At 73.0% G+C, this 25,589-nt stretch carries 24 protein-coding genes and 1 tRNA gene; 13 read left to right on the top strand and 12 right to left on the bottom strand.

What is annotated here, in order from left to right:
- From tadA to ACT3SP_RS09430, 4 genes are all read left to right on the top strand, one after another.
- The gene (tadA, locus tag ACT3SP_RS09415) at positions 1 to 504 is read left to right on the top strand and encodes a tRNA adenosine(34) deaminase TadA (protein WP_444587022.1); all 504 of its coding nucleotides are present in this window, start codon (positions 1 to 3) and stop codon (positions 502 to 504) included.
- A 175-nt stretch (positions 505 to 679) separates the two neighbouring features.
- Positions 680 to 1,468 carry an ABC transporter ATP-binding protein gene (locus tag ACT3SP_RS09420; protein WP_444587023.1) on the top strand — a complete coding sequence of 263 codons (789 nt, stop codon included), beginning with the start codon at positions 680 to 682 and terminating at the stop codon, positions 1,466 to 1,468.
- Complete coding sequence (locus ACT3SP_RS09425; protein WP_444587024.1) at positions 1,465 to 2,286, top strand: ABC transporter permease; 822 nt, start codon at positions 1,465 to 1,467, stop codon at positions 2,284 to 2,286. The genes ACT3SP_RS09420 and ACT3SP_RS09425 overlap by 4 nt, the downstream gene beginning before the upstream one ends.
- A gap of 56 nt (positions 2,287 to 2,342) precedes the next feature.
- Positions 2,343 to 3,371, top strand: a complete 1,029-nt coding sequence (locus tag ACT3SP_RS09430; protein WP_444587025.1) for an ABC transporter substrate-binding protein — start codon at positions 2,343 to 2,345, stop codon at positions 3,369 to 3,371.
- Position 3,372: 1 nt separating this feature from the next.
- Here the strand turns inward: ACT3SP_RS09430 and ACT3SP_RS09435 are convergent, their stop codons facing one another.
- The 3 genes from ACT3SP_RS09435 to ACT3SP_RS09445 all read right to left on the bottom strand — a co-directional run bounded on the left by ACT3SP_RS09435 (position 3,373) and on the right by ACT3SP_RS09445 (position 5,796).
- Positions 3,373 to 4,011 (bottom strand): response regulator, encoded by a 639-nt coding sequence (locus ACT3SP_RS09435; protein WP_444587026.1) that lies wholly within the window; start codon positions 4,009 to 4,011, stop codon positions 3,373 to 3,375.
- Positions 4,008 to 5,177: a sensor histidine kinase gene (locus tag ACT3SP_RS09440; protein ID WP_444587027.1), complete on the bottom strand. Its 1,170-nt coding sequence runs from the start codon at positions 5,175 to 5,177 to the stop codon at positions 4,008 to 4,010. The genes ACT3SP_RS09435 and ACT3SP_RS09440 overlap by 4 nt, the downstream gene beginning before the upstream one ends.
- Before the next feature lie 109 nt (positions 5,178 to 5,286).
- Positions 5,287 to 5,796 carry a hypothetical protein gene (locus ACT3SP_RS09445; RefSeq protein ID WP_444587028.1) on the bottom strand — a complete coding sequence of 170 codons (510 nt, stop codon included), beginning with the start codon at positions 5,794 to 5,796 and terminating at the stop codon, positions 5,287 to 5,289.
- 295 nt (positions 5,797 to 6,091) lie between these two features.
- Here ACT3SP_RS09445 and ACT3SP_RS09450 point away from each other — a divergent pair, with 295 nt between their 5' ends.
- From ACT3SP_RS09450 to ACT3SP_RS09465, 4 genes are all read left to right on the top strand, one after another.
- Positions 6,092 to 7,765, top strand: coding sequence for an ABC-F family ATP-binding cassette domain-containing protein (locus ACT3SP_RS09450; protein ID WP_444587029.1), 1,674 nt, complete (start codon positions 6,092 to 6,094; stop codon positions 7,763 to 7,765).
- Positions 7,766 to 7,954: 189 nt separating this feature from the next.
- Positions 7,955 to 8,971, top strand: coding sequence for a methionine ABC transporter ATP-binding protein (locus ACT3SP_RS09455; RefSeq protein WP_444587030.1), 1,017 nt, complete (start codon positions 7,955 to 7,957; stop codon positions 8,969 to 8,971).
- Positions 8,968 to 9,669, top strand: a complete 702-nt coding sequence (locus tag ACT3SP_RS09460) for a methionine ABC transporter permease (protein ID WP_444587031.1) — start codon at positions 8,968 to 8,970, stop codon at positions 9,667 to 9,669. The genes ACT3SP_RS09455 and ACT3SP_RS09460 overlap by 4 nt, the downstream gene beginning before the upstream one ends.
- A gap of 103 nt (positions 9,670 to 9,772) precedes the next feature.
- Positions 9,773 to 10,612, top strand: a complete 840-nt coding sequence (locus tag ACT3SP_RS09465; RefSeq protein WP_444587032.1) for a MetQ/NlpA family ABC transporter substrate-binding protein — start codon at positions 9,773 to 9,775, stop codon at positions 10,610 to 10,612.
- A 235-nt stretch (positions 10,613 to 10,847) separates the two neighbouring features.
- Here the strand turns inward: ACT3SP_RS09465 and ACT3SP_RS09470 are convergent, their stop codons facing one another.
- Positions 10,848 to 12,962 (bottom strand): S9 family peptidase, encoded by a 2,115-nt coding sequence (locus ACT3SP_RS09470; protein WP_444587033.1) that lies wholly within the window; start codon positions 12,960 to 12,962, stop codon positions 10,848 to 10,850.
- Positions 12,959 to 15,091 (bottom strand): prolyl oligopeptidase family serine peptidase, encoded by a 2,133-nt coding sequence (locus ACT3SP_RS09475; RefSeq protein WP_444587034.1) that lies wholly within the window; start codon positions 15,089 to 15,091, stop codon positions 12,959 to 12,961. The genes ACT3SP_RS09470 and ACT3SP_RS09475 overlap by 4 nt, the downstream gene beginning before the upstream one ends.
- 538 nt (positions 15,092 to 15,629) lie before the next feature.
- Between ACT3SP_RS09475 and ACT3SP_RS09480 the strand changes: the two genes are divergently transcribed.
- The 3 genes from ACT3SP_RS09480 (at position 15,630) to ACT3SP_RS09490 (ending at position 17,797) form a co-directional block, all read left to right on the top strand.
- Positions 15,630 to 16,625, top strand: coding sequence for a helix-turn-helix domain-containing protein (locus ACT3SP_RS09480; protein ID WP_444587035.1), 996 nt, complete (start codon positions 15,630 to 15,632; stop codon positions 16,623 to 16,625).
- A gap of 133 nt (positions 16,626 to 16,758) precedes the next feature.
- On the top strand, positions 16,759 to 17,619 hold the full coding sequence (locus ACT3SP_RS09485; RefSeq protein ID WP_444587036.1) for a universal stress protein: 861 nt from the start codon (positions 16,759 to 16,761) through the stop codon (positions 17,617 to 17,619).
- 90 nt (positions 17,620 to 17,709) lie between these two features.
- Positions 17,710 to 17,797: transfer RNA gene (locus ACT3SP_RS09490), tRNA-Ser, on the top strand.
- Positions 17,798 to 17,985: 188 nt separating this feature from the next.
- Here the strand turns inward: ACT3SP_RS09490 and ACT3SP_RS09495 are convergent.
- Together ACT3SP_RS09495 and ACT3SP_RS09500 are read right to left on the bottom strand one after the other, a co-directional pair.
- Positions 17,986 to 18,267: an HPr family phosphocarrier protein gene (locus tag ACT3SP_RS09495; RefSeq protein WP_444587037.1), complete on the bottom strand. Its 282-nt coding sequence runs from the start codon at positions 18,265 to 18,267 to the stop codon at positions 17,986 to 17,988.
- 200 nt (positions 18,268 to 18,467) lie between these two features.
- Positions 18,468 to 19,319, bottom strand: a complete 852-nt coding sequence (locus ACT3SP_RS09500) for a hypothetical protein (RefSeq protein ID WP_444587038.1) — start codon at positions 19,317 to 19,319, stop codon at positions 18,468 to 18,470.
- A gap of 97 nt (positions 19,320 to 19,416) precedes the next feature.
- On the opposite strand from ACT3SP_RS09500, the gene ACT3SP_RS09505 reads away from it, so the two are divergent.
- Positions 19,417 to 20,118, top strand: coding sequence for a TetR/AcrR family transcriptional regulator (locus ACT3SP_RS09505; protein WP_444587039.1), 702 nt, complete (start codon positions 19,417 to 19,419; stop codon positions 20,116 to 20,118).
- 88 nt (positions 20,119 to 20,206) lie between these two features.
- Here ACT3SP_RS09505 and ACT3SP_RS09510 read toward each other — a convergent pair whose 3' ends face one another.
- Together ACT3SP_RS09510 and dps are read right to left on the bottom strand one after the other, a co-directional pair.
- Positions 20,207 to 21,565 carry a M20/M25/M40 family metallo-hydrolase gene (locus ACT3SP_RS09510; protein WP_444587040.1) on the bottom strand — a complete coding sequence of 453 codons (1,359 nt, stop codon included), beginning with the start codon at positions 21,563 to 21,565 and terminating at the stop codon, positions 20,207 to 20,209.
- A gap of 58 nt (positions 21,566 to 21,623) precedes the next feature.
- On the bottom strand, positions 21,624 to 22,115 hold the full coding sequence (dps, locus tag ACT3SP_RS09515; protein WP_444587041.1) for a DNA starvation/stationary phase protection protein Dps: 492 nt from the start codon (positions 22,113 to 22,115) through the stop codon (positions 21,624 to 21,626).
- Positions 22,116 to 22,379: 264 nt separating this feature from the next.
- Between dps and ACT3SP_RS09520 the strand changes: the two genes are divergently transcribed.
- Positions 22,380 to 23,207: a hypothetical protein gene (locus tag ACT3SP_RS09520; protein ID WP_444587042.1), complete on the top strand. Its 828-nt coding sequence runs from the start codon at positions 22,380 to 22,382 to the stop codon at positions 23,205 to 23,207.
- Between the two features lie 82 nt (positions 23,208 to 23,289).
- Here ACT3SP_RS09520 and ACT3SP_RS09525 read toward each other — a convergent pair whose 3' ends face one another.
- From ACT3SP_RS09525 to ACT3SP_RS09535, 3 genes are all read right to left on the bottom strand, one after another.
- Complete coding sequence (locus ACT3SP_RS09525; protein WP_444587043.1) at positions 23,290 to 23,718, bottom strand: PadR family transcriptional regulator; 429 nt, start codon at positions 23,716 to 23,718, stop codon at positions 23,290 to 23,292.
- A gap of 485 nt (positions 23,719 to 24,203) precedes the next feature.
- Entirely contained in the window at positions 24,204 to 24,653 is a 450-nt protein-coding gene (locus tag ACT3SP_RS09530) for a SufE family protein (RefSeq protein ID WP_444587044.1), read from the bottom strand.
- Entirely contained in the window at positions 24,650 to 25,564 is a 915-nt protein-coding gene (locus tag ACT3SP_RS09535; protein WP_444587045.1) for a sulfurtransferase, read from the bottom strand. Before ACT3SP_RS09535 ends, ACT3SP_RS09530 begins: the two co-directional genes overlap by 4 nt.
- Positions 25,565 to 25,589: the final 25 nt, after the last annotated feature.

The following is a 25,589-nucleotide window of genomic DNA, read 5'->3' on the forward strand; positions in this document are numbered from 1 at the left end:
ATGACCGATCCCCCGACCGTCGACGCGCTGACCGACGACTCGCTGACCGACGACGCGCTGATGGGCCTCGCGATCGACGAGGCCCGGGCCGCCGCCGCCCGCGAACCGGCCGACGTCCCGATCGGCGCGGTCGTCGTCGGCGCCGACGGCACCGTGCTCGCCGCCGCCGGGAACCGACGCGAGGCCGACGAGGACCCCACCGCCCACGCCGAGATCCTGGCCCTGCGCCGGGCCGCGGAGGTCACGGGGCGCTGGAACCTCACCGGCTCCACCCTCGTGGTCACCCTCGAGCCCTGCACCATGTGCGCGGGAGCGATCGTGCTGGCCCGCACGGAGCGCCTCGTCGTCGGCGCCATGGACCCCAAGGCCGGGGCCGCCGGTTCCCTCTACGACCTGGTGCGCGAGCCGCGCCTGAACCACCGCGTCGAGCTCACCACCGGCGTGCGCGCGCAGGAGTGCGGGGACCTGCTGCGCGACTTCTTCCGCGCCCGCCGCGCGCGCTGACGCCTCCGCGCCCGCTGCGCGCGGACTCCTCTGCATCCGCCGCTCGCTGAGCCCGGTCCCCCGCGGAGCGGGCCCCCGGCGAGCGCCGAGCTCCGTCCGCACCGTGGGCCGCCGGTCTCGCGATGCGAACATCGGGACTATCGTGGTCCCGCCATCGTGAGGTCGAGGAGCAGCCATGAACGCAGACGTGCCGCCGTCCGGCGTCGTCGCCGACGACGTCTCGAAGGTCTTCTTCTCCGGGCAGGACCCGGTGTGGGCCCTCGAGGACTTCTCCCTCACCCTCGAACCGGGGTCCTTCACCTGCATCGTCGGCCCCTCGGGCTGCGGGAAGTCCACCTTCCTGCGCATCCTCGGCGGGCTCGAGGAGCGCACGGTCGGGACCGTCACGATGCCCGACGAGGGCCAGCGGATCCCCGCCGCCTTCGTGTTCCAGGAGCACGGCGTCTTCCCCTGGATGACGGTGCGGGAGAACGTCGCCTTCGGCCTGCGCATGAGCGGCACCGGGACCGCCGAGCGCCGCCGCATCGCCGACGACTGGCTCGCGCGGGTGCGCCTGACCGATTTCGCCGGCGCCTACCCCCACCAGCTCTCCGGCGGCATGCGCCAGCGCGTCGCGATCGCCCGCGCCTTCGCCACCGGCTCGCCGCTGCTGCTCATGGACGAGCCGCTCGGCGCGCTGGACGCCCAGACCCGCATGCTCATGCAGGAGGAGCTCATCGCCCTGTGGGAGTCCGAGCGCAAGACGGTGCTCATGGTCACCCACGACATCGACGAGGCGATCATCCTCGGCGACCGGGTCATCGTCATGTCCGGCCGCCCCGGCACGCTGCGCGAGGACATCACCGTCCCCTTCGAGCGCCCCCGCTCCTTCGACATCGAGCGCAGCCCCGAGTTCAGCGAGCTGCGCGCCCGCATCTGGAACCTTCTGCGCGAGGACGCGCGCACCGCCGAGGAGTCCGCATGAACGACCGTGAGCAGCGCACCCTCGTCGCCGCCCGCGCACAGCGGTCCCGCGACCGCGCCCTGGCCACCCGCGACCTGGTGCTGTCGATCGCCACCCCGATCCTGCTGCTGGTGCTGTGGGAGGTCAGCGCCCGGGTCCAGATCATCGACCCGCGCTTCTTCCCGCCGCCCACCCGGATCGTCGCGGCCGGCTACGAGATGGTCCTCAGCGGCGAGCTGTGGATGCACACCGCCCCCACCCTGATGCGACTGCTCGTGGGCGGCGGTCTGGGTGCGCTGTCCGGCATCGTGGTGGGCCTGCTGATGGGCTCCTCGCGCGCCCTGAACGCCGCGCTCGGACCCCTCTTCTCCGCGCTCTACCCGCTGCCGAAGATCGCGATCTTCCCGATCCTGCTGATGATCTTCGGCCCCACCGAGCTGCCGAAGATCATCGCGGTCTTCATCACCACCTTCTTCATCATGCAGATCAACACCGTCTCGGGCGTGTGGGCGATCGACCGGAAGCTGCTCGAGGCCGGCTCGGCCTACGGCGCGCGGGGCTTCGACCGCTTCCGCTTCGTGGTCCTTCCCGGGGCGATGCCCTTCGTGTTCTCGGGGCTGAAGACCGCCACCGGCACCGCCGTCGTGGTGGTCACGGCGGTCGAGTTCACCGGCGCCACCTCCACCGGGCTCGGCTACCTGATCTGGAACTCCTGGCAGCTGTTCATCCCCGAGAAGCTGTACGTGGGGCTGGTGGTGATCGGCGTGATCGGCGCCGTGGTCACCACCCTGCTCAGCCGCTCGGAGACGCTGCTGCTGCCCTGGCGCCGCGCGCGCTGACCCCGCCACCGCACGATCCACGGCATCCCGCCACGACCACTGCAAAGGAGCACGTCATGCGACGACGCACCCTTCTCTCCCTCGCCTCCGCCTCCGCGGTCGGCACCGCCCTGGCCGCCTGCGGCTCCGCCGTGACCGGGGAGGACCCCGATTCCGGCTCGGGAAGCGGCACCGACGGCACCGTGCGAGTGGGCCACCTGCCCTCGGCCCTGTTCGCGCCGCTGTACGTGGCCGACTCGATGGGCTACTTCGAGGACGAGGGCATCACCCTCGAGCTGACCCCGCTGCAGTCCGGCCAGGACGGCGTGCCGATGCTCTCCAACGACCAGCTCGACGTGATGGTCGCCGGGTTCAGCGCCGGCATGTTCAACGCCCTCGAGCAGGGGCTGGCCTTCAAGGTGGTCGGCTCGATGGGCATCTCCCCGGGCGACCCCGAGAACTCGCCCACCGCCCTCGAGGTGCGCCAGGAGCTCATCGACGACGGCACGGTCTCCACCGTCGCGGACCTCGAGGGCCGCACCATCGGCGTCGCCGGCGGCCCCGGAGCGACCGGCGGCTACCTGCTCGCAGCGATGCTCGAGGAGGGCGGGCTGACCCTGAACGACGTGGAGATCTCCAATCTCGCCACCCCCGACCAGGAGCCCGCGATCACCAACGGCTCCGTCGACGCCGCGACCCCGTCGGCCCCCTTCTCCAGCTCGATGGAGGAGGCGGGCGTCGCCTCCCCGATCGCGGTGCCCGCGCAGGGCACCACAGGCACCGGCGTCATCTACTCCGAGACCTTCGTGACCGCCGAGCACGCGCAGGGCTTCTTCACCGCGCTCGCGAAGGGCGCGCAGGAGCTCTCCGAGGACGGCACCCAGAGCGACGACGTCTACCAGATCCTCTCCGACACCCTCGGCCAGGACATCGAGGTGCTGAAGTCCTCCCCGATGTACACCTACCTGCCCGATCTCGCCCCGCAGCCCGATCAGCTCGAGGCGATGCAGAGCGTGTGGATCGAGGCCGAGCAGATCACCTACAGCGAACCGCTGGACGTCGCGGAGATCGTGGAGACGAGCTTCGCCGAGGGCGCGAGCGCCTGACTCAGATCCAGCCCTGACGGCGCGCGATCGCGACCGCCTCGTGCCGGTTCGCGGCGTGCAGCTTCGCCTGGGCGCTCGAGAGATAGTTGCGCACCGTGCCCTCGGCGAGGTGGGCGCGCCGGGCGATCTGCTCCACGGCGGCACCGTCGGCCGCGTACTCGAGCACGTCGGACTCCCGGGGCGTGAGCGGGGAGTCGCCCGAGGAGATGGTCTCCGCCGCGAGCTCCGGGTCGATCGCGCGCCTTCCCGCGGCGACCGCGCGCACGGCACGGGCCAGCTGCTCGGCCGAGGCGGTCTTCGGCAGGAAGCCCAGCACCCCCTGCGCGAGGGCGCGCTTGAGGTAGCCGGGCCGGGCGTGCGAGGTGAGGACCAGGCAGCGCGTGGCGGGGGAGACCTCCGCGATCCGGGCGCACAGGTCCAGGCCGTCCCCGTCGGGCAGCTGCAGGTCCACGACCGCGACGTCCGGCTGCTCGGCGCCGGCCAGGCACACCCCGTCGGCGACCGACCCGGCCTCGCCGCCCACCGCGAGGTCGTCCTCGAGGGAGAGCATCGTGGCCAGGGCCGAGCGGATCAGGTGCTCGTCGTCGACGAGGATCACCCGCAGGGGCTCGACGGGAGGGGAGCTGGGCTCGTGCGTCATCGGGGCTCTCCGGTGGTCTCGAAGCGGACGTCGAGGGTGAAGGTCCCGCCCTCGCGAGTGACGGTGAGGCGGCTGCCGGGATCGAGGCGCTCGCGCAGGCCGGTCAGGCCGCTGCCCTCGTGCACCTCGCCGCTGTCCGGGGCGCCGTCGTTCGTGAGGGTGATCCCGTCGGGGCCCAGCGCGAGGGTGACGGCCGACGGGTCGGCGTGGCGCAGGATGTTGGTGCCGCCCTCGCGCAGCACCCAGGCGGCGGTCGCGGCATGGTCGGCGGGGACGAGGTCGGCGTCGCCCTCGATCCGCACGCTCGCCTGGGCGGAGCGCAGCAGCGAGGCGGTGCCGCGCAGCTCGGAGGCGAGATCCGCCTCCCGGTAGCCGCGCACGAGCGCGCGGATCTCGGCCAGCGAGGTGCGGGCGATCTGCGCGACCTCCCGCCCGTGCTCCACGGCGCGGGGATCTCCCCGCTCGGCGAGCTGGGCCACCAGCTCGGACTTCACCGCGATCACGGACAGGTCCCGCCCGGTGACGTCGTGCAGGTCGCGGGCGAAGCGCAGGCGCTCCTCGGCGACGGCGAGCTGTGCCAGGGCGTGACGGGCGTCCTCCAGCTCGCGCACCACCGCTGCCAGCCAGAGCGTCGCCCGCACGGAGGTCACCGCCGCGATCACGAAGAGGACGCCGACGGCCAGCGGCGGTGCGGCGGCGCCGAGGGCGAGCGCTCCGGCGCCCAGCACCACGGCCGCGAGGCTGCTGATCCACCAGTGCCAGCACATCCCGAGCAGGGCGAGCAGAAGGGTCAGCGAGGCGATCAGCAGCCGCGGATCAGCACCGGTCATCGGCGTGACCACGGTCATCGCTGCGCTGAGGCCCAGCACGACGAGCATGCTGCGGTCCGGTCGCAGCCATCCCAGGCGCGGCAGGTCCCAGCGCCCGTGCCCGGCGGAGGTCTCGGACCTCGACCAGTGGTGCATCGTGCGCCAGGCGGCCCAGCCGCCGACGGCGAGCTGCACCAGCAGCAGCACGGTGGCGAACGGGTGGGCGGCCAGCGCGTCGGGGAGCCGTGCGCTGAGCACCAGCAGCACCCCCAGCGGCATCAGCACCAGCACGACCACCACCGAGTACGCGGTGTAGCTGAAGAAGATGCTCCACTGGCGGGTGCTGGTCGTGGTCACGGCTGTCCTCTCCGGGCCGGTGGCGATGGGGTGGCAGGGCGGGGCCTGCCCGGGAGCCTACTCAGGGCGCCCCGGGCGCGGTGCCCCGGGAGGCGCCTCAGGCGGTGCTTCAGGCGATGGCGCCGCCGACCAGGTTCCCGAAGAGCCCGAACAGGATCCCCCAGGCGGCGATCGAGATGCCCATCCAGACGTAGACCTGCCGGCGGGTGGCGCCGAGGGCGACCAGCGTGGGAGCGGTGATCTGCGAGGCCACCACGAGCGGTCCCAGCAGGCACACGCCGGGGACGCCGTACTTGTCCAGCGAGGTGGCGACCTTCTTGCGGAACCCCGACTCGGCGTCCGCCGCCCGGGCCACTCCGCGGGCGTCGCCGCGACCCCGGGTCACCGCATCCCGTGCCCGGCCGGTCAGCGCGATGATGCCGAAGGTGCACAGCAGATTGCCGAGCACGGCGGCGGGGATCGCGACCAGCGGATGGATGCCCACGATCGTGCCGAGCATGCTGCCGAGGTAGGACTCGATGAAGGGGATGGCGCCGACGGGCACCAGAGCGAGGACCTGCTGCCAGGCGTCGAGGCCTTCGACGAAGGACGTGAGCTGGGTGAAGAAGTCCTGGATCATGGGGCGCCTCCTCGGCGGTGGTGCGGGGTCGTGTGGCTCCACTCTCCCGTGGACGGCGGCGAGGCAGTAGGGCGGGGGATCACCGGCGTGCGGGCACGCTTCACGGGTGGGCCATGAGATTTGTCAGGCGGGTGCCGGGGTGCCGGGGTGCCGGGGTGCCGGGGTGTCAGGGCCGGGCCGGGGCCAGGACCGGACCGGGCCGAGCCAGGGCCAGGGCCGGGCCGGGCCCGCGGCGAGGCGGCCGCCCGGAGAAAATGTGCTGACTCCGGCCGCCGATCGCGGTACACCTGGAGCCATGGGATACCTCGATGTCGCCTCCGTCGACCACGCGCTGCCCGACGGCCGTCCGCTGCTGCGCGAGGTGTCGCTGCGCGTCGGTGACGGGGAGCGTCTGGCGCTGATCGGGGCCAACGGGGCGGGCAAGACCACCCTGCTGCGGATCATCCTCGGCGAGATCGTGCCCGAGGCCGGCGCCGTCACCCGCACCGGTGGGCTCGGCGTGATGCGGCAGTTCCTCACCGGCGCCACGGTGCATGCCCTGCTGCTGTCCCTCGCCCCACCACAGGTGCGGGAGGCGGGGCTCGCCCTGGAGAGCGCGGAGCACGCCATGGAGGAGGATCCCTCCACCTCGCGCCAGATGGCGTTCGCCTCCGCCCTGACCCGCTGGGGCGAAGCGGGCGGCTACGAGGCCGAGGTGCTGTGGGACGTGTGCACCGTGGCAGCCCTGGGCACCACGTTCGAGGGGTGCCGGGATCGCGCCGTCGCCTCCCTCTCCGGCGGTGAGCAGAAGCGCCTCGCCCTCGAGGCGCTGCTGCGCGGTCCCGACGAGACGCTGCTGCTGGACGAGCCGGACAACTTCCTGGACGTCCCCGGGAAGCGATGGCTCGAGGAGCGGCTGGTGGAGAGCGGCAAGAACGTCCTCTACGTCAGCCACGACCGCGAGCTGCTGGACCGCACCGCCACCGGCATCGTCACCCTCGAGCTCGGCGCCGCGGGCAACACCGCGTGGACCCATCCGGGGGGCTTCAGCACCTATCCCGAGGCGCGTGAGCGGCGCTTCGCACGCCTGGACGAGCAGCGCCGGCGCTGGGACGAGGAGCACGCCAAGCTGCGCGCCCTGGTGCAGATGTACAAGCAGAAGGCCGCGTACAACTCCGATATGGCCTCCCGCTACCGTGCGGCGCAGACCCGTCTGGAACGGTTCGAACAGGCGGGCCCGCCCGAGGAGCAGCCGCGCGAGCAGAAGCTCGGCATGCGCCTGCGGGGCGGCCGCACGGGCAAACGGGCGATCATCTGCCGGTCCCTCGAGCTCACCGGTCTCATGGACCCCTTCGACCTCGAGGTGCGCTTCGGCGACCGGGTCGCGGTGCTGGGCTCCAACGGCTCCGGCAAGTCCCACTTCCTGCGCCTGCTCGCCGCCGGCGGCAGTGATCCGGACCCCGAGCACCTGCCCGTCGCGGAGGTCCCGATCGAGCGGGTGGAGCACGCCGGCACGGCCCGCCTGGGTGCCCGCGTGCGTCCCGGATGGTTCGCCCAGACCCACGGGCGCGCCGACCTCCTGGGCCGCACCCTGCTGGAGATCCTGCACCGCGGGGACGAGCACCGGGCGGGCAGGCCGCGCGAGGAGGCCGCGAGGGCCCTGGCCCGCTACGAGCTCGCACGCTCCGCGGAGCAGACCTTCGAGTCCCTCTCGGGCGGTCAGCAGGCACGGTTCCAGATCCTGCTGCTCGAGCTCGGCGGCGCGACCCTGCTGCTGCTCGACGAGCCCACGGACAACCTCGACCTCGAATCCGCCGAGGCGCTGCAGCAGGCGCTCGCCGCCTTCGAGGGCACGGTCGTCGCCGTCACCCATGACCGCTGGTTCGTGCGGGACATGGACCGCTTCGTCGTCTTCGGAGCCGACGGGGCGGTCCGGGAGTCCGACGTGCCGGTCTGGGACGAGGCCCGGGTGGAGCGCTCCAGAGGCTAGATCGCGACGCCGGGGAGCGTGGGGAGCCGCAGGGCCCGGGGCCCCGCACGGCCCGGCAGTGGGAAGGGCTGCCGGGCGGTCGACGAGCCCGTGACCCCATCCACATCCCGGCCTGCGGGTCTGTGACCTTTGTTGCGCCGGATGAACAAGTGCTCGGAGCAGGGACGGTGCGGGTGCTGTACTTCCGTGGTGATCACTCTCGACGGCCTCACGAAGGTCTTTCCCGCACCGGGCAGGGGAGACCCCGTCGTCGCGCTCGACGGCATCGACCTCCATCTCGAGCCCGGCCGCGTGCACGGCATCGTCGGCCGTTCCGGCGCCGGCAAGTCGACCCTGATCCGCTGCCTCACCGGGCTCGAGAAGCCCACCACGGGGCGGGTCGAGGTGGACGGCACCGACATCGCCGCCCTGGAGGGGAAGGCGCTGCGCGCCGCCCGGCGCAACATCGGCATGGTCTTCCAGCACGCGAACCTGCTCGACTCCCGCACCGCCGCCCAGAACATCGCGCACCCGCTCGAGATCGCCGGCGTGCCCGCCGCGCAGCGCCGGGAGCGTGTCGCCGAGCTGGTGGACCTCGTGGGCCTCACCGGCCGCGAGCACAACCACCCCGCGCAGCTCTCCGGCGGGCAGGTCCAGCGCGTCGGCATCGCCCGCGGCCTGGCGGCCGAGCCCAAGGTGCTGCTGTGCGACGAGCCCACCAGCGCGCTCGACGGCTCCACCACCCGGCAGATCCTGCGCCTGATCAGCGACCTGCGCGAGCGCCTCGGCATCACCGTCGTGATCATCACCCACGAGATGGGCGTGGTGCGCGAGGTCTGCGACACCGTCACCCTGCTGCAGGACGGGCGCATCACGCAGACCGGCGAGCTGCTCGACGTGGCCGCGGACCCGCACGGTCCGCTGAGCTCCGAGCTGATCCCGCTGCCCCCGGCGCCCACCGGGATCGACGCCGTCGTCGTCAACTGCGACTACGGCGACTCCGGGCGCTTCCGCACCAGTGAGGACCTGATCCGCGCCGCCTCCGAGCACGGTGCCGAGGCGACCCTGGTCGCCGGCACCATCGAGACCATCGGCGGGCGCCAGGTGGGACGCGTGCAGCTGGCCCTGCGCAACCGCTCCGGGGCCGCCATCAGCACGGAGGGCCTCGCGGCCTATCTCGCCGAGCTCGACGCGGCCGGCGTGGTCGTCAGGGAGGTGTCCGCATGATCGAGACGCTGCAGGAGTGGCTCCAGAACCCGCTGCTGACCCGCTGGGACGGCGGGCCCTGGCAGGCCACCGTCGTCACCCTCTACATGACCGTGGTGACCATGGCGCTCACGGTGCTGCTGGGCCTCCCGCTGGGGATCGCCCTGTTCGAGACCGACGACTCCCCTTCGCCGGTGGTGCGCCGGATCAACCAGGTCACCGGGTTCGTGGTGAACGTGCTGCGCTCCTTCCCCTTCTTCATCCTGATCATCGCCCTGATCCCGATCACCTCGGCGATCACCGGCCGCTCCACCGGCCCGAACGCCGCGATGATCGCGCTGACCATCGCCGCGGTGCCCTTCGCGGCGCGGCTGTTCGAGCTGAACCTGCGCGAGATCCCCGCGGGCAAGATCGAGGCGGTGCGGATGATGGGCGCCGACCGCTGGCAGGTGATCCGCCAGGTGCTGGTCCCCGAGGCGCTGCCCGGCATCATCGGCTCGATCACCACCACCACGATCGCCGTCATCGGCTACACCGCGATGGCCGGCTCCGTGAACGCCGGAGGCCTGGGCCAGCTCGCGTACAACCGCGGCTACACCGGCTACCAGACCGAGATCATCATCGTCACCGTCCTGCTGCTGGTCGCCATCGTGATCCTCGTGCAGCAGATCGGCGACCGCCTCTCCCGCGCGGTGGACCACCGCGCCCGCACCGTCTGACCCCCGTCCGGCTCCCCCCCCCGCCTGACTCCCCCCGTTCGACGTCCACCGCCTGACTCCCCCCCCCGGCCCGACCCCTGTCCCATCCCCTGGAGGATCCCTCATGAGCACCGTCTCCCGCCGCACCCTGTTCGCCTCCGGCGCCGGCCTCGCCGCCCTCACCCTCGCCGCCTGCGGCGGGGAGGAGGGGACCCCGCTGGCCGAGGAGGGCGGCACCACCACGATCCGCATCGCCGCGACCCCGCTGCCGCACATGGAGATCCTGACCTTCGTCAAGGACAACCTCGCCGCGGACGCCGGCCTCGAGCTCGACCTGCAGGAGCAGACCGAGTACCCGATCCCGAACCGTCTGCTCAGCGAGGGCGAGGTGGATGCGAACTTCTTCCAGCACCTGCCCTACCTCGAGACCGAGATCGCGGAGAACGGCTACGAGCTGACCCCCTTCGAGGGCGTGCACATCGAGCCGCTCGGGATCTTCTCCGACTCCCTCTCGAGCGTCGACGACATCGAGGACGGCGCCTCCGTCGGCATCCCGAACGACCCCACCAACCGCGGTCGCGCCCTCGCGCTGCTCGCCGGCGAGGGTCTGCTCACCCTGACCGACGGTGTCGAGCCCACCCTGGCCACCCCGGACGACATCGCCGAGAACCCCCGGAACCTCGACCTCCAGGAGATCGATCCGGCGCTGCTGCCCCGCACCCTGGGCGACTACGCGCTCGCCGTGATCAACGGCAACTACGCCCTCGAGGCGGACATCGACCCGGTCGAGGATTCGCTGGTCCTCGAGTCCGGGGAGGACAACCCCTTCGCGAACATGCTCGTGGTCCGCACCGAGGATGCCGAGAACGAGGCGCTGATCAAGCTCGACGAGCTGCTGCACTCCGAGGACGTCAAGGCGTTCATCGAGGAGACCTACTCGGGCGCGGTCCTGCCCGTCGAGTGAGCTCGCCGGGCCCTTCGGCCGATGAGCTCGCCGGGCCCTTCGGCCGAGGGCGCCTGACGCGTCGGTATCCGGCCCTGATTCCGACACGTCAGGCACCGTGCCCGGTGCGAGGTGCGAGGTGCGAGGTGCGAGGTGCGGGGTGCGAGGTGCCTGGTTCCCGGTGCGCGGTGCCCGGCGCCGGTGAGCGGCGCCCGGTGCGGGGTGCGCGGCACGCGCATGCGCTCGTGCCCTGCTGTCAGAGCAGCTCGGTCGCTCCGAGCTGGTCCAGCAGCCACGCCAGCTCGTCGGCCCGCTGCTCCCACTTGCGGTAGCGGCCCGAGCGGCCGCCGTGCCCGGCGACCATCTCGCAGCGGAACAGGATCGGGCGCTGCGCCTGGTCGGAGGTGACGGTCTCCCGCAGCCTCGCCACCCACTTGGCGGGCTCGACGAAGAACACCCGGGTGTCGTTCAGCGAGGTCGAGGCGAAGATCGCCGGGTACTCCACCGCGGCGACGTTCTCGTACGGGGTGTACTCCTTCATGTACGCGTACACGCCCGCGTCGTGCAGCGGGTCGCCCCACTCCTCCCACTCGCCGACGGTCAGCGGCAGGGAGGGGTCCAGGATCGTGGTCAGAGCGTCGACGAAGGGCACCCCGGCGATGATCGCCCGGAACCGCTCCGGCGCCAGGTTCGCGACGCCGCCCATCAGCAGCCCGCCGGCGCTGCGTCCCTCGGCGGAGAGCCGGTCAGCGGCCACCTGCCCGGTGTCGACGAGGTGCGCGGCCGCGGCCACGAAGTCGCTGAAGGAGTTCTTCTTCTCCAGCAGCTTCCCGTGCTCGTACCAGTCGCGGCCCATCTCGCCGCCGCCGCGCACGTGCGCGATCGCGACCACCAGGCCGCGGTCCAGCAGCGACAGTCGGGTGGGGACGAAGCTCGGGTCGATCGACATCTCGTAGGAGCCGTAGCCGTACAGGTAGCCGGGGGCGGTGCCGTCGGCCGGCACCTCGCGCCGCGCCGCCACGCTGAGCGGGATCGCGGTCCCGTCGGCCGCCGTCGCCCACTCGCGCCGCTCGACGTACAGGGACGGATCGAAGTTCGGCACGGGGGTGACGCGCAGGACCGTGGTCTCCCCGCTCGCGACGTCGCGCTCGGCGATCGTGGGCGGGGTGAGCATGCTGGTCAGCTGGTACCGCACCACGCTCTGGTCCCAGTTCGGGTTCGTGTCGAGCTCGACGGTGTCCAGCTCGCCGCCGTGGGAGATGTCCGTGGCCTCGGCGATCCGCAGCGACCCGTCGGCGGCCCGCGGGATCAGGCGCACGCTCGCGAGCCCGCCGCTGCGCAGCTCGAGGGCGACGAAGCCCGCGAACGCCTCGACCGAGAGCAGGCGCTCGCCCTCGCCGGCGACCAGCAGCTGCTCCCAGGACTCGGGCGCGTCCAGCGGGGCCTGCGCGAGCGCGAAGCCGCGGTGGCCGTCGTTGTGCACCACCAGCAGCCGGTCGCCGGCGTGCTCGAGGGCGTAGTCGACGCCGTCGCGGCGGCCGCCCGCGGGCACGGGGGCCGACGTCGGGTCCGCGAGATCCAGCAGCCACGCCTCGGTGGTGGACGTCGACCCGGCCTGGATCACCAGCGTCGAGCCGTCGCGCGAGCGGTCGAAGCCGATCATGAAGCGCTCGTCGGGCTCCTCGATGACCAGAACGTCCTCGCTCGCGGGGCCGCCGATGCGGTGGCGCCAGATCTGGTGCTGGCGCCAGGCCTCGTCGACCCGGGCGTAGAACAGCCACTCCTGGTCGGCGGAGAACGCCAGGCCGTAGCCCGCCCCGGTCACGGCCTCGTCGACGACGGCGCCGGAGGCGATGTCGGTGACCCGGATCGTGAAGCGCTCATCGCCCGCGGTGTCCACCGCCGAGGCGTGGAGTGTGTGGTCGGGGGAGGGGACGAGTCCGCCGAGGGAGTAGAACTCGGAGTCGGCGGCCTCGGCCTGCGCGTCCAGCAGCACCTGCTCGCCCTCGAGCATCACCCCGGGCTCGACCAGCGGCAGGGCGCCGGCGTCCGCCACCCGGGTGAACCGCGGATAGTCGTCCCCGGCGGTGGTGCGGGTGATGTACCACCAGTGGTCGCGGCGCACGGGGACGCTGAGGTCCGTCTCCTGGGTATGGCCGACGAATTCGCCGACCAGGGTGCGCCGCAGCGGCTCCAGGTGCGCGGTGCGGGCGTCGGCGTAGGCGTTCTCCGACTCCAGGTGCGCGATCACCGCAGGATCGGTCTTGTCCCGCATCCATTCGAACGGGTCCACCACGACGTCGCCGTGGAAGACCCGTTCGGTGGGGTGATGTGCGGGGGTCGGTGCGGGGTGCGGGAGCTCCTGGGTCATTCCTCGAGGGTAGCCGCGCCGAGCTGATCCAGGAGCCAGGCCACCCCCTCGACCCGCGGGTCGCCCGCGGCGCCCAGCGTGGGCGTGGCGCGCAGCAGGATCGGACGCTCCGCGGGGTCGGAGGTCACGTGGTCCCGCAGCTGCGCGACCCAGATCGCCGCGCAGGCCGGGGGGACCTCGGTGCCGTCGAGGGAGGTCCAGGCGAAGACCGCCGGGTACTCGGCCTCGCGCACGTTCTCCGCCGGGCTGTAGGAGGCCAGGGAGCGGTAGGTCGCCTCGTCGGCCGCCGGGTCGCCCCACTCGGCCCACTCCTCGAGGGTGAGCATCACGTCGGGGTCCAGGAGGGTCTCCAGCGGGTCCACGAGCGGCAGCCCCGCCAGCACCGCGCGGAAGCGTTCGGGGGCGAGGTTCGCCGCCGCGCCGACCAGCAGCCCGCCGGGTCCGGTGCCGACGGCGCCGAGGCGGTCCGCGGCCGCCCAGCCGGTCGCCACCAGGTGGCCGGCACAGGCGACGAAGTCCTCGAAGGACGCGGTCTTGCGCAGACGTCGGCCCTGGCGATGCCAGTCGGGGCCCAGCTCGCCGCCGCCGCGCACGTGCGCGATGGCGACCACGACGCCGTGATCGGCGACGGCCAGGGCCTCCCGGCGCAGCAGCGGATCGGTCGAGGTGCCGAACGCGCCGTCCCCGTACAGGAGGCCGGGCGCGGTCCCGTCCAGCGGCACGTCGCGCCGAGCGAACACCGAGATCGGCACCCGCACGCCGTCGGAGGAGCGGGCCCACAGCCGACGCTCCACGTACCGCTCGGGGTCGTGGCCGGGCACCTCGGCCCGCAGCAGCACGGTGTCCTCGCCGGTCTCCACGTCGTGCTCGAGGACGGTGGGCGGGGTGAGGAAGCTGTCGAGGCGGTACCGGACGGCGCGCTGGTGCCAGTCCGGTGTGGGCTCGAGGCGGATCGAGGTCAGCTCGCCCCCCTGTCCCACGGTCCGCATGGTCAGCGTGTCGAGTGAGCCGTCGGCCCGCCGCGGCAGCAGCCGCACCTGCGGGAGCCCGTCGGAGCGCAGCTGGAGGGCGACGAAGCCGGCGAAGGCCTCGACGGACTCGAAGTGCTCGCCCTCGCGGGCCGTCAGCAGCGTGGACACGGAGTCCAACCCGTCCATCGCCTCGAGCCCGACCTGGCCGAGCACGCTCAGGCGGCTCCCGGGCTCCTCATGGATCACGAGCAGCCGGTCGCCGGCGTGCTCGACCACGGGGTGGGCGTCGGGGATGCGACCGGTCAGCGACCGTGCCGGGGCGCACGCCTCGTCGAGATCCGTGATCCAGACCTCGCTCCCCGTGGGGGAGACGGACCGGATCAGCAGGGAGGAGCCGTCGCGGGAGCGGGTGAGCTGCAGATCGGCCCAGTGGTCGGGCTCCTCGAGCAGGAGGGCGTCCGACGCGGGCGAGGAGCCGAGCCGGTGGCAGCGGACCTCGTGGCGTCGGCCGAGATCGTCGAGCCGCGTATGCAGCAGGCAGGCGGAGTCCGCGGAGAACACCAGGTCGGGCCCGGCGCCGTCGACCGAGCCGTCCACGACGTCGCCGGTGGCGATGTCGGTGACGATCAGACGGCAGCCGCCGATGGCCGCCTCGGCGCGTGCGATCAGCCGGTGATCGGGGGAGACGGCGAAGCCGACCATCGCGAGGCAGTCGGCCACCAGGATCTCCTCGCCCTCGAGGAGGGTCCCGGGCACGACGTCGGGGACGCCGGACGGGCCGCGCAGACCGTCCCGGTCGCGGACGCGGGAGAGGGTGGCGCCGTCGGCGGGATCCGCGCGGTCGATGTACCACCAGCCGCCCAGGAGGACCGGTGCGGACAGCTCGATCTGCGGTTCCGGGCGCTCGAGGTCCCGGCTCAGCGAGGCGTGCAGCGCTCCGAGATGCGCGGTGTGCTCATCGGTGCGCGCGTTCTCGGCGGCGAAGTGCTCGGCGACCGCCGGGTCCCGGTGATCGCGCAGCCAGCTGTAGGGCGTGCGGACCGCATCGCCGAACAGGATGCGTTCAGTCGGTCGAGGAGCAGGACGGGGTGAGAGCTCGGGAGGCTGCTCCGGAGCGCGGGGAGTCGTTCCCGTCGTATCGACTGTGTGCTGAGTCATGGGGACAGCGTTCCTCTCGGTACGGCCGAATCGTCGAGCTGAGCGGCATCGCGGAGGTCTCGGCCTCACTGCCCGCGACGCTCGGGGTCGTACTCCGCGCGGCGGTGCCGCGGGACGCACGGTGAGCGGCGAGGATGCCGCTCATGGGATCGGGGTGGTCGCCCGTGCGGCGCAGGGGTCGACCGCGGTGGCGCGGGCGGGGCATGATGTGCCCATCACGGGTCGGTGCGCTCCTCGGGCTGCGGGTCGCACCGGTCGTGGAGCCCGGGACGCCATGGCGCTGGAGGTGGTCCACGTGGCCACCGCTCGCCGCTGTGGGCGAGGATGGGCCGATCGGGAACAGCTCGACCTGGCGCATAGCGGTCTGACCTCCTGACTTCCAGATTGCGAGGACCCGCGGTGTGAGGTCCGTCATGGACGCTACGCTCAGTGTTTTACAGGTATGTCAAAAATGCTGAACGGGCCCTGCGTCCGGGCGGCTCGGCAGCCGCTCGGTGACGCGTCGCGACGGGGTGGAGGCACGGAGAGGTGAGGCGAGATGGGCACAGGTGGGAGTGAACGCTTCGCGACGGAGCTGCGCAGGTCGATCGAGCAGAGCGGCCTGTCGCTGACGGTCATCTCCCACCGCCTGCGCGCACGGAACCGGCCGGTCAGCGTGGCGACGCTGAGCAACTGGCAGTCGGGCAGGAGCCTGCCCGGGGGCGAGCAGTCGCTGGGGGTCGTGGCGGCGCTGGAGGACCTGCTGGGCCGCCCTCCGGATTCGCTCGCGGACCTGGTGGGAGCGCCGCGGCTGCGGGGCCGGTCCGTCCAGGCGACCAGCTTCCTGGGCCGACGGAGCAGCCGTGACGTCTTCCGCGAGGCGCTCCAGGCCCTCGGGTTCGAGTCCGCGCAGCAGTACGCCCACGAGCGGGTCTTCCATCAGCTCGCGACGATCGATTCCACCCGGGACGTGCAGAGGTTCGACTATCGGTTGATGGTCCGTGCTCTCGAGTCCGGGGTGTGCCGTCTGCCTGCGGTGCACGTCCTCGAGCCCAATGAACCGAACGTCGCGCCGCACTACACGGCGCTCGAGGGATGCACCGTGGGGCGGAGGGTGGTGTGGCCCGAGCGGAGGGCGTACGGGGTGGAGCTGCTCGTGGACGGCCGGCTCGACGCGGGCCAGGTCGCCTCGCTCGCCTACCGGGTCGAGATGAGGGCGCATGCCACGGACGTGACCGGCGCGATGTACAGCCTGCCCCGCCGGGCGAACGACGTCCTCCTCGAGGTCGAGTTCCGGGGGGATCTGAAGCCCGTCGACTGCGAGAAGTACCGACGCACGGAGTCGGGGGAGTCCGTCGCCTCGGTGCGTCTTGATCATCGCGATCGTCTCCAGCTCAGCGAGGCCCGCTTCGGTCCGGGCACCTTCGGGCTGCGGTGGTCCTGGGAGGACGGGGTCGAGGAGGACGAGGAGGACGACGAGCTGCTCGACCTCGCGCTCGGGTGGCAGCCGACGCCGGGGTCCCCTCCCCGCAGGAGCGGGCCGAACAGTCCGTGAGACGAGGTGGCCCGGCCCGGCCCTCCCCAGCCCGGGCCGCCCCGGCCCGAGCCGACCCGCCCACCCTCGCCACCCCGCACCCGTCGGCGTATCCTGGAGCCCCGTCGCCGACCCGCCCAGGGAGGTGTGGATCGTGGCTCTCACCGGTCAGAACATCGTGGTGGGATATGACGACACCACGGCATCGACGGCGGCTGTGCGCTGGGCCGCCGAGCTCGCGCGGAGCACGGACTCGGGTCTGCATCTCGTCCATGCCTGGACCTGGCCCCTCCTCGGGCAGGGGATGTCCGGGATCCCCGTGATCGATCCTGCGGGGCCGCGCAACCAGGCCAGCCGACTGCTCGACGACGCGGTGGAGCGGATCGCCGCCCTGTTCCCCGAGGTGCCGATCACCGCCGAGCTGCTCACGGGGATGCCGCGCGAGGCGCTCCAGGAGATCTCCGGCAGGACCGACCTGCTGGTCGTCGGCACCCGGGGCCTCGGAGCGGTGATGGGCACCCTGCTCGGCTCGGTCAGCCGCGGGATCCTCCACGACGCGGGCTGCCCGGTCGCGGTGATCCGCTCGGACCAGCACCGCGCCGGCCCCGTGCTGGTCGCCTACGACGGCTCCGACGCCGCAGGGGACGCGATCGATGTCGCCGCCGATCTCGCCGCGGCCTGGGAGGTCCCGCTCCGTGTGGTCCATGTGCAGGCCGGGGCCCATGCGCCCTCTGCGAGCAGCGCGGAGGCGTGGAGCGCAGGAAGCCGTTCGCGGGGCATGCTGGATGAAGGGGCCGCGCGGGCGTCGGCCCGGCAGGAGGGGATCGTGGTCCGGTCCCGGGTGGTGGTGGACCGTACGGTCGCCGAGGGACTGCTGACCGCGGCGGCCGGTGCGCGGATCCTGGTCATCGGACATCGCGGGCTGAGCCGGGGGCGATTCGGCTCGACCGCCCATGCGACTGTCCTGCACGCCACCGGCAACGTCGCGGTGGTGCGGGCCTCCTCGCAGGAGTGACTCGCAGGAGCGGCTCGCAGGAGTGATGTGACTCGCGTCGCCGCCCGGACGGTTTGAACGCCCGGCCTCGCGGCGGCTAAGCTGTTCGACGGTAGCGTGTCCGAGCGGCCGAAGGTGCATCACTCGAAATGATGTGTACGGTAACCCCGTACCGCGGGTTCAAATCCCGCCGCTACCGCCCATGACCTGGGGATGTTCCGGGTCCGCGAAGGCCCCCGCCGGGATCCGGCGGGGGCCTTCGCACATCGCGGCCCGAGGCGCGTGCCGCGCTCGGCGCGCTCGACCCAGCGGCGCGCCTGGCCCAGCGGCGCGCCTGGCCCAGCGGCGGGCCCGACCCAGCGGCGGGTCCGGCTCGGCGCGCCTGGCTCAGCGGTCCTGGAAGTCCTCGTCGAGATTGGTCTCGAGCAGGCCCGCGAGCGTGTCGAGGGACTGCTCGGCCGCCTCGCCCTCCGCCCGGAGCGTCACCTCGTCCTCGTGGTCGACGTTCAGGGTGAGCAGCATCAGGATGCTGGAGGCCTTCACCGGCCCGGCGTCGGCCGTCTCGATGGTGACGGCGGCGGGCTGCTCGCTGGCCGCCTGGGAGAAGATCGCGGCCGGGCGGGCATGGAGGCCGCTGGTGCTCGCGACCTTCACGGTACGTGCGGGCATCTCGACCGCCTTTCTCGACGTGGTGACCTTCAGGGTAGCGCCGCGCGAGGCGCCGGGGCGCCACCGGGGCGGAGGGGGCGCTCACGTTACCGGAGAGAATGCTTACAGATGGCCAGAACCGGTGCGGCAGGTCGGGCCGAGCACGACTACGGTGACGGGGTCCATCAGGGGTGAGGGACTCCGCGGCCCGGGGGAGGGCCTCAGCGGAATCCGCCGACCACCCCCGGGGAGTCGTAGCCCGACATCCCCGGGGGCATGGCCTGGGCGCTCGTGGGTCCCAGCGCCTCCCGGCCGACGTCGGTGATCTCGAACCAGGCGATCATGTCGGGCCCCGGGGTGCGGCCGCCGACGGCGACCCAGGTGGTGCCCACGTGCTCGACGACCTCCTCGAGCGACAGGTCCCAGGCCGTGAACCGGCCCGCGGTCACGAATCCTGCGCGGATCTCACCCCGGGCGAGCAGACGCGCCAGGAGCAGGGGGCCGCGGCGCTCGAACTCCGCATCGTCCAGCGCGCCGGCGCTCGCGAGCACGGACACCACATGGCCCGGGTGCAGGCACTGGTCGCGCCCCAGGGCGAGCAGCCGCTCCTCGATGCCGCTGCGGGAGGAGGCGGCGTGCGCGGCGAGGGCCTCGGGGGTCGCGTGGACCGGCGGTCCGGGCGGCCGATCGGTGAGCTCGCCCTTCTCCGCCACCTGGAGCATCGCCCCGCGCGGGCCGTCCAGCCGCCAGGCGGGGACCGTGCTCAGCCGCAGCGGGCCTCGGGGGGTCCGCAGGGTGAGCGTCAGGCGGCCCTCGATCATCTCCGCGTCCTGGACGGCGGTTCCCACGAGCCGCGGATCGCGCAGGCCGACGGCCGCGGGCTGCTCGGAGGTGGCCCCGGGGCCGTCCAGGAGCTGGATCCGCGACTGCAGCACCCATCCGCGAGCGGTGACCGTCCAGGTGCCGCGGGCGGCGACGCGGGTGTGCAGGATCGTCTGCCCGCGCAGGCCGTCGAGGAGCGGATGCCGCGCCGGCGGACGGGCCCCGGTCATTCCGGAGAGGAAGGAGCGCATGGCCCCATCCTGCCGCACCTCCCCGTCGTGCGGCGCGTCCGTACGACGTGCCACAACGGCGCAGGCCCTGGCGGTGCGGACCGGTTACGATGGGCCAATGCCCAGCACGAGCGACCGCGCCCCGGACCCCCGCCCGGCCCGGACCAAGGCCGCGATCTTCGCCGCCGCCCGGGACCTCTCCGCGAGCGACGGCGAGGTGACCGTCAACGCCCTCGCCAAGCGCGCGGGCGTCAGCCGTGCCGCGTTCTACAGCCACTTCGCCGGCCTCGACGACCTCATGGGCGCGATGCTGCAGCAGATGTTCGACGCCGCCTGGGACCGCGGTCGTGAGCTCGCGATGCAGGGACTCTCCATCCAGCGGGCCGTGCAGTTCGGCTTCGGGATGCTCGTCGCGCACGTCGAGCGCCACCACGCCTTCCTGCGCGGTGCCCTGGACCTGAAGTTCACCCACCGCACCTACATGATCCTCGTCGACACCATGACGAAGCTCCACGGCATGGCGATGGATCGGCTCGGCGACGCTGTCCCGCCCCGGATGGGCGGAGAGGCCACCTGCCGCTTCATCGTCGGCGGCACCCTCGCCCTGGTGGACCGCTGGCTGGTCGAGACCGAGCAGCAGGCCCGGGACGGCGAGCGGCTGGACGCCACCGAGCTGCTGGAGCAGGTCCTGAGGAACGCTCCGAGCTGGTACACCGGGATCGGGCCGGAGGATCCGATCGAGGCGGAGGAGATCATGGCGGTGTGCCGCGCCGCCCAGGACGCGGCCGGGGAGCCCGGCGAGGGGACCCCCGAGCACTGACCCGGGCGTCCCCCGATCCCGCGCGCACGCGCTGTGATCCGGCGCGCGCTGCCGGTCATGCAGCGCAGGCGCTGCTGCCTCGCTCGCCTCAGCAGTCGCCCACCAGGCGCAGCAGCACCCGCGCCCCGAAGCGGACCGCCTCCACGGGCACCCGCTCGTCGACGCCGTGGAACAGCGGTGCGAAGTCCAGATCGGGCGGCAGCTGCAGCGGCACGAAGCCGTATCCCGAGATGCCCAGCAGGCTGAGCGACTTGTTGTCCGTGCCGGCGCTCAGGCAGTAGGGGAGCACGCGGCAGCCCGGGTCCTCGGCCTGGACGGCGGCGGTCATCGCGTCGACCAGCGGGGACTCGCGCGGGGAGTCGACCGACACCCCGACGTGGTCCACGATCACCTCGACGTGCTCGCCGGACAGCTCGTCGAGCAGCGCGAGCACCTCCTCCTGATGACCGGGCAGGAAGCGGCAGTCGAAGCCGGCCTCCGCGGTCTGCGGGATCACGTTGACCTTGTACCCGCTCTCGAGCATGGTCAGGTTGACCGAGTCGCGCAGCGTGCCGGAGACGAACTGGCGGGCCCCGCCGGCCAGGGGCAGGAAGGAGTCGATGTCGCCCTCGTCCCAGCCGGTGCCCGTGATCTCCGTGATCCCGTCGAACAGGGCCCGCACGCTGGCGATGCACTGGAGGGGGAACTCATGCTCGTCGATCGCGGCGATCGCGCGGGCCAGGCGCACGATGGCGTTCTCCTGGTTGGGGACCGAGCCGTGGCCGGCACGTCCGTGGGCGCGCAGGCGGCCCCAGGCCAGGCCCTTCTCCGCCGTCTGCACCAGATAGGCGCGCACGTCCTCGCCGGTGTCCTCCTCCGGCAGGGAGATCGAGTAGCCGCCCACCTCGCTGATCGCCTCGGTCATGCCGTCGAACAGCTCGGGGCGGTGCTCGGCGAGCCACTCGGTGCCCCACACGCCGCCGTTCTCCTCGTCCGCGAAGAAGGCGAACATGAGGTCGCGGGGCGGGGTCTGCCCGCTGCGGGCGAGGTGGCGGGCGAGGGCGAGGATCATCCCGACCATGTCCTTCATGTCCACGGCGCCGCGGCCGTAGATCATGCCGTCGATCAGCTCGCCGCCGAAGGGGTCCACCGTCCAGTCCTCCGCGCGGGCGGGGACCACGTCGAGATGGCCGTGCAGGATGAGGCCCCCGCGGGAGCGGTCCGCTCCGGGGATCGTCACCAGCACGCTCGGCCGGCCGGGGGCCGACTCGACGACGATGGGCTCCAGGCCCACCTCGCGGAGCAGGGGGACGACGTGGTCCGCCGCCTCGGTCTCCCCCCTGCCCCAGGTGGCGGGGTCGTCGCCGCCGAAGTTGCTGGTGTCGATGCGGATCAGCTCGCGGGTGAAGCGCACGGCCTCGTCCTGGAGCAGGGCGAGCTCGTCAGCGGTGGGGGCGGCGATCGGCATGCCGGGATCCTCCTGGGGGTCGGGTGGCCTCACCGTACCCGGCCCCCAGGCGGGGTGATCAGGACTGTGAACCCTCGAGATGGGCGCGGACGAACCACTGGAACTTCTCGAGGCCGCGGGTCTGCTCGACGAGGATGTCCTCCGTCATCGGATCGAGCTCGCCGGCCAGCGTGATGGCTTTGCGGTTCGAGGCGATGATGCCGTCGTAGACCTCGTTCAGGGCCTGGAGGTGCTCCTGGGTGTCGGCCTTGCCGAGGGTGTAGTCCGACCAGCCGCGCTCGGCGACCAGGCGGCCCGGGGTGCCGCTGGGGGAGGCGCCCAGCTGGGCGATGCGCTCGGCGAGGTCGTCGGCATAGCCGCGCACCGCCTCGACCTCCGGGTCGAGCATCTCGTGCACGGCGATGAAGCGCGGGCCGGTGACGTTCCAGTGCGCGTGCTTCAGCGTCAGGTGCAGGTCGTTCATCGCGTGGAGACGGTCCTGGAGGGACTCCACGAGGCGGAGGGAATCATCGGTCCCGAGGCCGGGAACGGTGTATGCGAGGTCAGCCATGTCATCTCCTGAACGTCGTGCGGGAACTCCTGCGGTTCATTCTGATCCTTCCCGACGCAGAGGGGAAGGACGATGTCCCTGCAGGTCCTGACTCCCGTCTCACGCAGGGGAGCCTCACCTGCACCGGAGCGGCGAGAGGGCGGATCCCGCCGCCGGGGGATCCCGTGCCGATCATCCGGTCGGCTCCCTGACAGGGATCCTGGGAGGCCCGGCGCGGCGGCCGTACGATGGGGGCACCAGACCGCTCCCGCAGGAGGTGCGCCCATGGTGCAGATCTACACGTTCCGCGAACGGCTCGCCGCGCTCCCCTCCACGGTGCGCCGACGTGCCGAGGCGGTGAGCGCGCGGACCTCCGTGGTCGCCGACGCGAGGGCGGTGGCTCCCGAGATCCCGCGGGACGCGGACGCCGGGCACCTCGAGCGCGCGGCACGACGACTGCTGCGCCGCGCCGCGCAGGACGAGTTCGCGCGCGAGGGCGTGGCCCGGGTGCCGCTGCCCGAGGAGACCGGTCGCACCGACCTGCGTCGCGCCGACGTGCCGGGGGACGCGAGCTTCCACGCCTTCGTCGAGGACCTCCTCAGCGCCGTCGACATCGCCGCCAGCCCGCTCGAGAGGGACGACGCCGTCGCGCTGCGCGATGCGCGCGGCTCCTCCGACGGCTACGGCCTCTCGCCCGAGGTCGCCTCGGACCTCGCCTCCTACCTGCTGGGCAGGGCGTTCGTGCTCGCGGAGCACGAGGGTGAGCAAGGCGGGGAGCTCGAGGCCTATCTCGAGGAGCAGGCCGAGCAGATCCGGGAGGACGTGCGCGCGGTGCTGGTGCGCCAGGTGCGGGTCCCGCTCGAGCTCAAGGTGGCCCGCGAGCGGCACCGGCGGATCGGGGGCGGGGTGGGCGAGGAGGTGCCGGCCCCGGCGGCCGACGGGACGGGGGCTCCGGGCACGGATCCCTCGGACCTGCCGCAGCGCGCTCGGGCGGCCTTCGAGTTCGCCCAGAACGAGGCCGGGCGTGCCGCCTTCGGGGCGCTGCGAACGGGGGCGGCGAAGGCGTACGAGAAGTACGGCCACCCGCGCACCCCGCCCCCGCCGCCGCGCTGACTCCCGGCCCCCGCCGCACTGCCTCGCTCCTCCTCGGCTCGTTGCGCGTCGGCTCATCTCTCGCCGACTCGCGTCTCGCGGCTCACTTCTCGCCGGCGAGGATCCGGTAGATCCCGCGCCGGGTCTCCTCGAGCAGCTGGGCGGTCTCGCGCACCTGCTCGTCCGTGCCCGTCCGGGCGACCTCGCGGGCCGCTCCGAGCAGGCCGTGGCCCAGCTCCCGCAGGTCGATGACCTGCTCGTCCGCCGACTGCGCGGCCGACGGGAAGGGGTCGGGCCACGAGGCCGAATGCTCCTCGACGTGGGCGCGGCCCGCCTCGGTGAGGGTGGCGAGCTTGCGCCCGCCCTCCTTCTCGGAGGCGACCAGGCCCTCGTCCTCGAGCTGGCTCAGGGTGGGGTAGACGGCGCCCGGGCTCGGGGACCAGCGGCCCCCGGTGCGCTCGGCGATGGTCTGCATCAGCTGGTAGCCGTGCATCGGCTCCTCGGCGAGGAGCAGCAGGACGGCGGTGCGCACGTCCCCGCGGGGGGCGCGGTGCGGGCCCCGTCGGCCGCCGCCGCGGCGATCAGGACCTCCGCGGCGATCAGGGCCTCCGTGCCGATCGGGACCTCCGCGACGGTCGGGGCCGCCGCGTCCGTCCGGGCCCCCGCGGCGTCCACGGCCGCCTCCTCGGCCCTCGCCGGGGCCTCGTCCTCGGCGCTCGTCCGGACCGTCGGACCACTCGGGGCCATGGGGCCCGCGGGGTCCGTCGTGGTGGCGGCGCATGCCGCGCTCGGCGCCCTGCTCGGGGCGCTGGTGATGGTGGTGATGGCGTCGCATGGGCGACCCCCTCTCTGTTGACGTGCCATCACGATATATCGTTATGTATCGCGATGGCAAGGCCTGAGAGGTTCTGCACGATGCGGGGCGGCCCGGGAATGCGTCGCGGCGCCACCCCGGGAGAGGGGCGACGCCGCGGATCGGCAGGTCGGGGAGGGGCGCTCAGGGCGCCGACGGCTCGCTCAGAGCCCGGCCCTCTCCGCCAGCTGGCGCTTGATGCGCGCGAGCATGCCGGCCATGCCGTTCAGCCGCAGCGGGCTGACCACCTCGGCGAGCCCCAGCTCCCCGGTGACCGTCTCCGGGGTGTCCAGCACCTCGCCCACGCTGCGCCCGTCGAGCGCCTCCGCGAGGATCGCGGCGAACCCGCGGGTGGTGGGTGCCTCGGGCGGGGCGGAGAAGAACAGGCGGGCCGTCGCCTCGCGGCCCTCGCCCTCGACCTCGGTGGCCAGGAAGATCGGGGACTGGCACTCCGGGACCGGCTCGAGCAGCTCGGGATGCTCGGCGTAGCGCTCCGGCAGGGCGGGCAGTCCGTTGGCGAACTCCAGCAGCATCTGCAGCCGGTCCCGCCCCGAGAGGGCGTGGAAGTCCTCGGCGATCTCGGCGAAGGCGCCGGGAAGGGCGGTGTCGGTCATCGGGCGGGGACCTCACCCGGCTCGCTGCCCTGGGCGATCGGCAGGCGCACGCCGTTGCCCCACTCGGTCCAGGAGCCGTCGTAGTTGCGCACGTCCTCGAAGCCCAGCAGGTACGTGAGCACGAACCAGCTGTGCGAGGAGCGCTCGCCGATGCGGCAGTACACGATCGTCGGGGTGCCGGCGTCGAAGCCGAGCTCGCCGAGGTAGATGGCCTCCAGCTCGGCGCGCGGCCTGAAGCGGCCGTCCTCCGCGGCGGCGCGGGCCCACGGCACGGAGCGGGCGGTGGGGATGTGCCCGCCGCGCACGGTGCCCTCCTGCGGGTAGTCCGGCATGTGGGTGCGCTCGCCGGAGTACTCCTGCGGGGAGCGCACGTCGATCAGCGGCCCGCCGAGGGTCTCGAGCACGTCCTCGCGGAAGGCGCGGATCGGGGCGTCGTCGCGCTCGACCACGGGGTATCCGGTGGTCGGGGCGGGGCGGCCCTCGTCGGAGGTGGTCAGCTCGCGGCCCTCGGCCTCCCAGGCGGCGCGGCCGCCGTCGAGCAGGCGCACGTCGGCGTGGCCGAAGAGCTCGAAGACCCACAGCGCGTACGCGGCCCACCAGTTCGACTTGTCGCCGTAGATCACCACGGTGGTCCCGCGGGTGATGCCGGAGGCGTCCATGAGCTTCGCGAAGCCCGCGCCGTCGACGTAGTCGCGGGTGACGGGGTCGTTGAGGTCCAGGTGCCAGTCGATCTTCACCGCACCGGGGATGTGCCCGGTCTCGTAGAGCAGCACGTCCTCGTCGGACTCGACCACGACGAGGTCGGAGGGACGGCCGGCGTCGAGCTGCTCGGCGAGCCACTGCGTGGTCACGAGCTTCTCGGGGTGGGCGTACTCCTGCAGGGCAGGGGTGGGATCCACGGGGACGGTCATCAGTGCACCTTTCGACGGTCGATGG

It is taken from the genome of Brachybacterium sp. AOP43-C2-M15 (assembly GCF_052446295.1).
GTDB lineage: Bacteria > Actinomycetota > Actinomycetes > Actinomycetales > Dermabacteraceae > Brachybacterium.

Excerpts from the sequence above, each read along its gene's own strand:
- tadA (WP_444587022.1), top strand. The coding sequence starts at position 1 with ATGACCGATCCCCCGACCGTCGACGCGCTGACCGACGACTCGCTGACC.
- ACT3SP_RS09420 (WP_444587023.1), top strand. The coding sequence starts at position 680 with ATGAACGCAGACGTGCCGCCGTCCGGCGTCGTCGCCGACGACGTCTCG.
- ACT3SP_RS09425 (WP_444587024.1), top strand. The coding sequence starts at position 1,465 with ATGAACGACCGTGAGCAGCGCACCCTCGTCGCCGCCCGCGCACAGCGG.
- ACT3SP_RS09430 (WP_444587025.1), top strand. The coding sequence starts at position 2,343 with ATGCGACGACGCACCCTTCTCTCCCTCGCCTCCGCCTCCGCGGTCGGC.
- ACT3SP_RS09435 (WP_444587026.1), bottom strand. The coding sequence starts at position 4,011 with ATGACGCACGAGCCCAGCTCCCCTCCCGTCGAGCCCCTGCGGGTGATC.
- ACT3SP_RS09445 (WP_444587028.1), bottom strand. The coding sequence starts at position 5,796 with ATGATCCAGGACTTCTTCACCCAGCTCACGTCCTTCGTCGAAGGCCTC.
- ACT3SP_RS09450 (WP_444587029.1), top strand. The coding sequence starts at position 6,092 with ATGGGATACCTCGATGTCGCCTCCGTCGACCACGCGCTGCCCGACGGC.
- ACT3SP_RS09460 (WP_444587031.1), top strand. The coding sequence starts at position 8,968 with ATGATCGAGACGCTGCAGGAGTGGCTCCAGAACCCGCTGCTGACCCGC.
- ACT3SP_RS09465 (WP_444587032.1), top strand. The coding sequence starts at position 9,773 with ATGAGCACCGTCTCCCGCCGCACCCTGTTCGCCTCCGGCGCCGGCCTC.
- ACT3SP_RS09470 (WP_444587033.1), bottom strand. The coding sequence starts at position 12,962 with ATGACCCAGGAGCTCCCGCACCCCGCACCGACCCCCGCACATCACCCC.
- ACT3SP_RS09475 (WP_444587034.1), bottom strand. The coding sequence starts at position 15,091 with ATGACTCAGCACACAGTCGATACGACGGGAACGACTCCCCGCGCTCCG.
- ACT3SP_RS09480 (WP_444587035.1), top strand. The coding sequence starts at position 15,630 with ATGGGCACAGGTGGGAGTGAACGCTTCGCGACGGAGCTGCGCAGGTCG.
- ACT3SP_RS09495 (WP_444587037.1), bottom strand. The coding sequence starts at position 18,267 with ATGCCCGCACGTACCGTGAAGGTCGCGAGCACCAGCGGCCTCCATGCC.
- ACT3SP_RS09500 (WP_444587038.1), bottom strand. The coding sequence starts at position 19,319 with ATGCGCTCCTTCCTCTCCGGAATGACCGGGGCCCGTCCGCCGGCGCGG.
- ACT3SP_RS09505 (WP_444587039.1), top strand. The coding sequence starts at position 19,417 with ATGCCCAGCACGAGCGACCGCGCCCCGGACCCCCGCCCGGCCCGGACC.
- ACT3SP_RS09510 (WP_444587040.1), bottom strand. The coding sequence starts at position 21,565 with ATGCCGATCGCCGCCCCCACCGCTGACGAGCTCGCCCTGCTCCAGGAC.
- dps (WP_444587041.1), bottom strand. The coding sequence starts at position 22,115 with ATGGCTGACCTCGCATACACCGTTCCCGGCCTCGGGACCGATGATTCC.
- ACT3SP_RS09520 (WP_444587042.1), top strand. The coding sequence starts at position 22,380 with ATGGTGCAGATCTACACGTTCCGCGAACGGCTCGCCGCGCTCCCCTCC.
- ACT3SP_RS09530 (WP_444587044.1), bottom strand. The coding sequence starts at position 24,653 with ATGACCGACACCGCCCTTCCCGGCGCCTTCGCCGAGATCGCCGAGGAC.
- ACT3SP_RS09535 (WP_444587045.1), bottom strand. The coding sequence starts at position 25,564 with ATGACCGTCCCCGTGGATCCCACCCCTGCCCTGCAGGAGTACGCCCAC.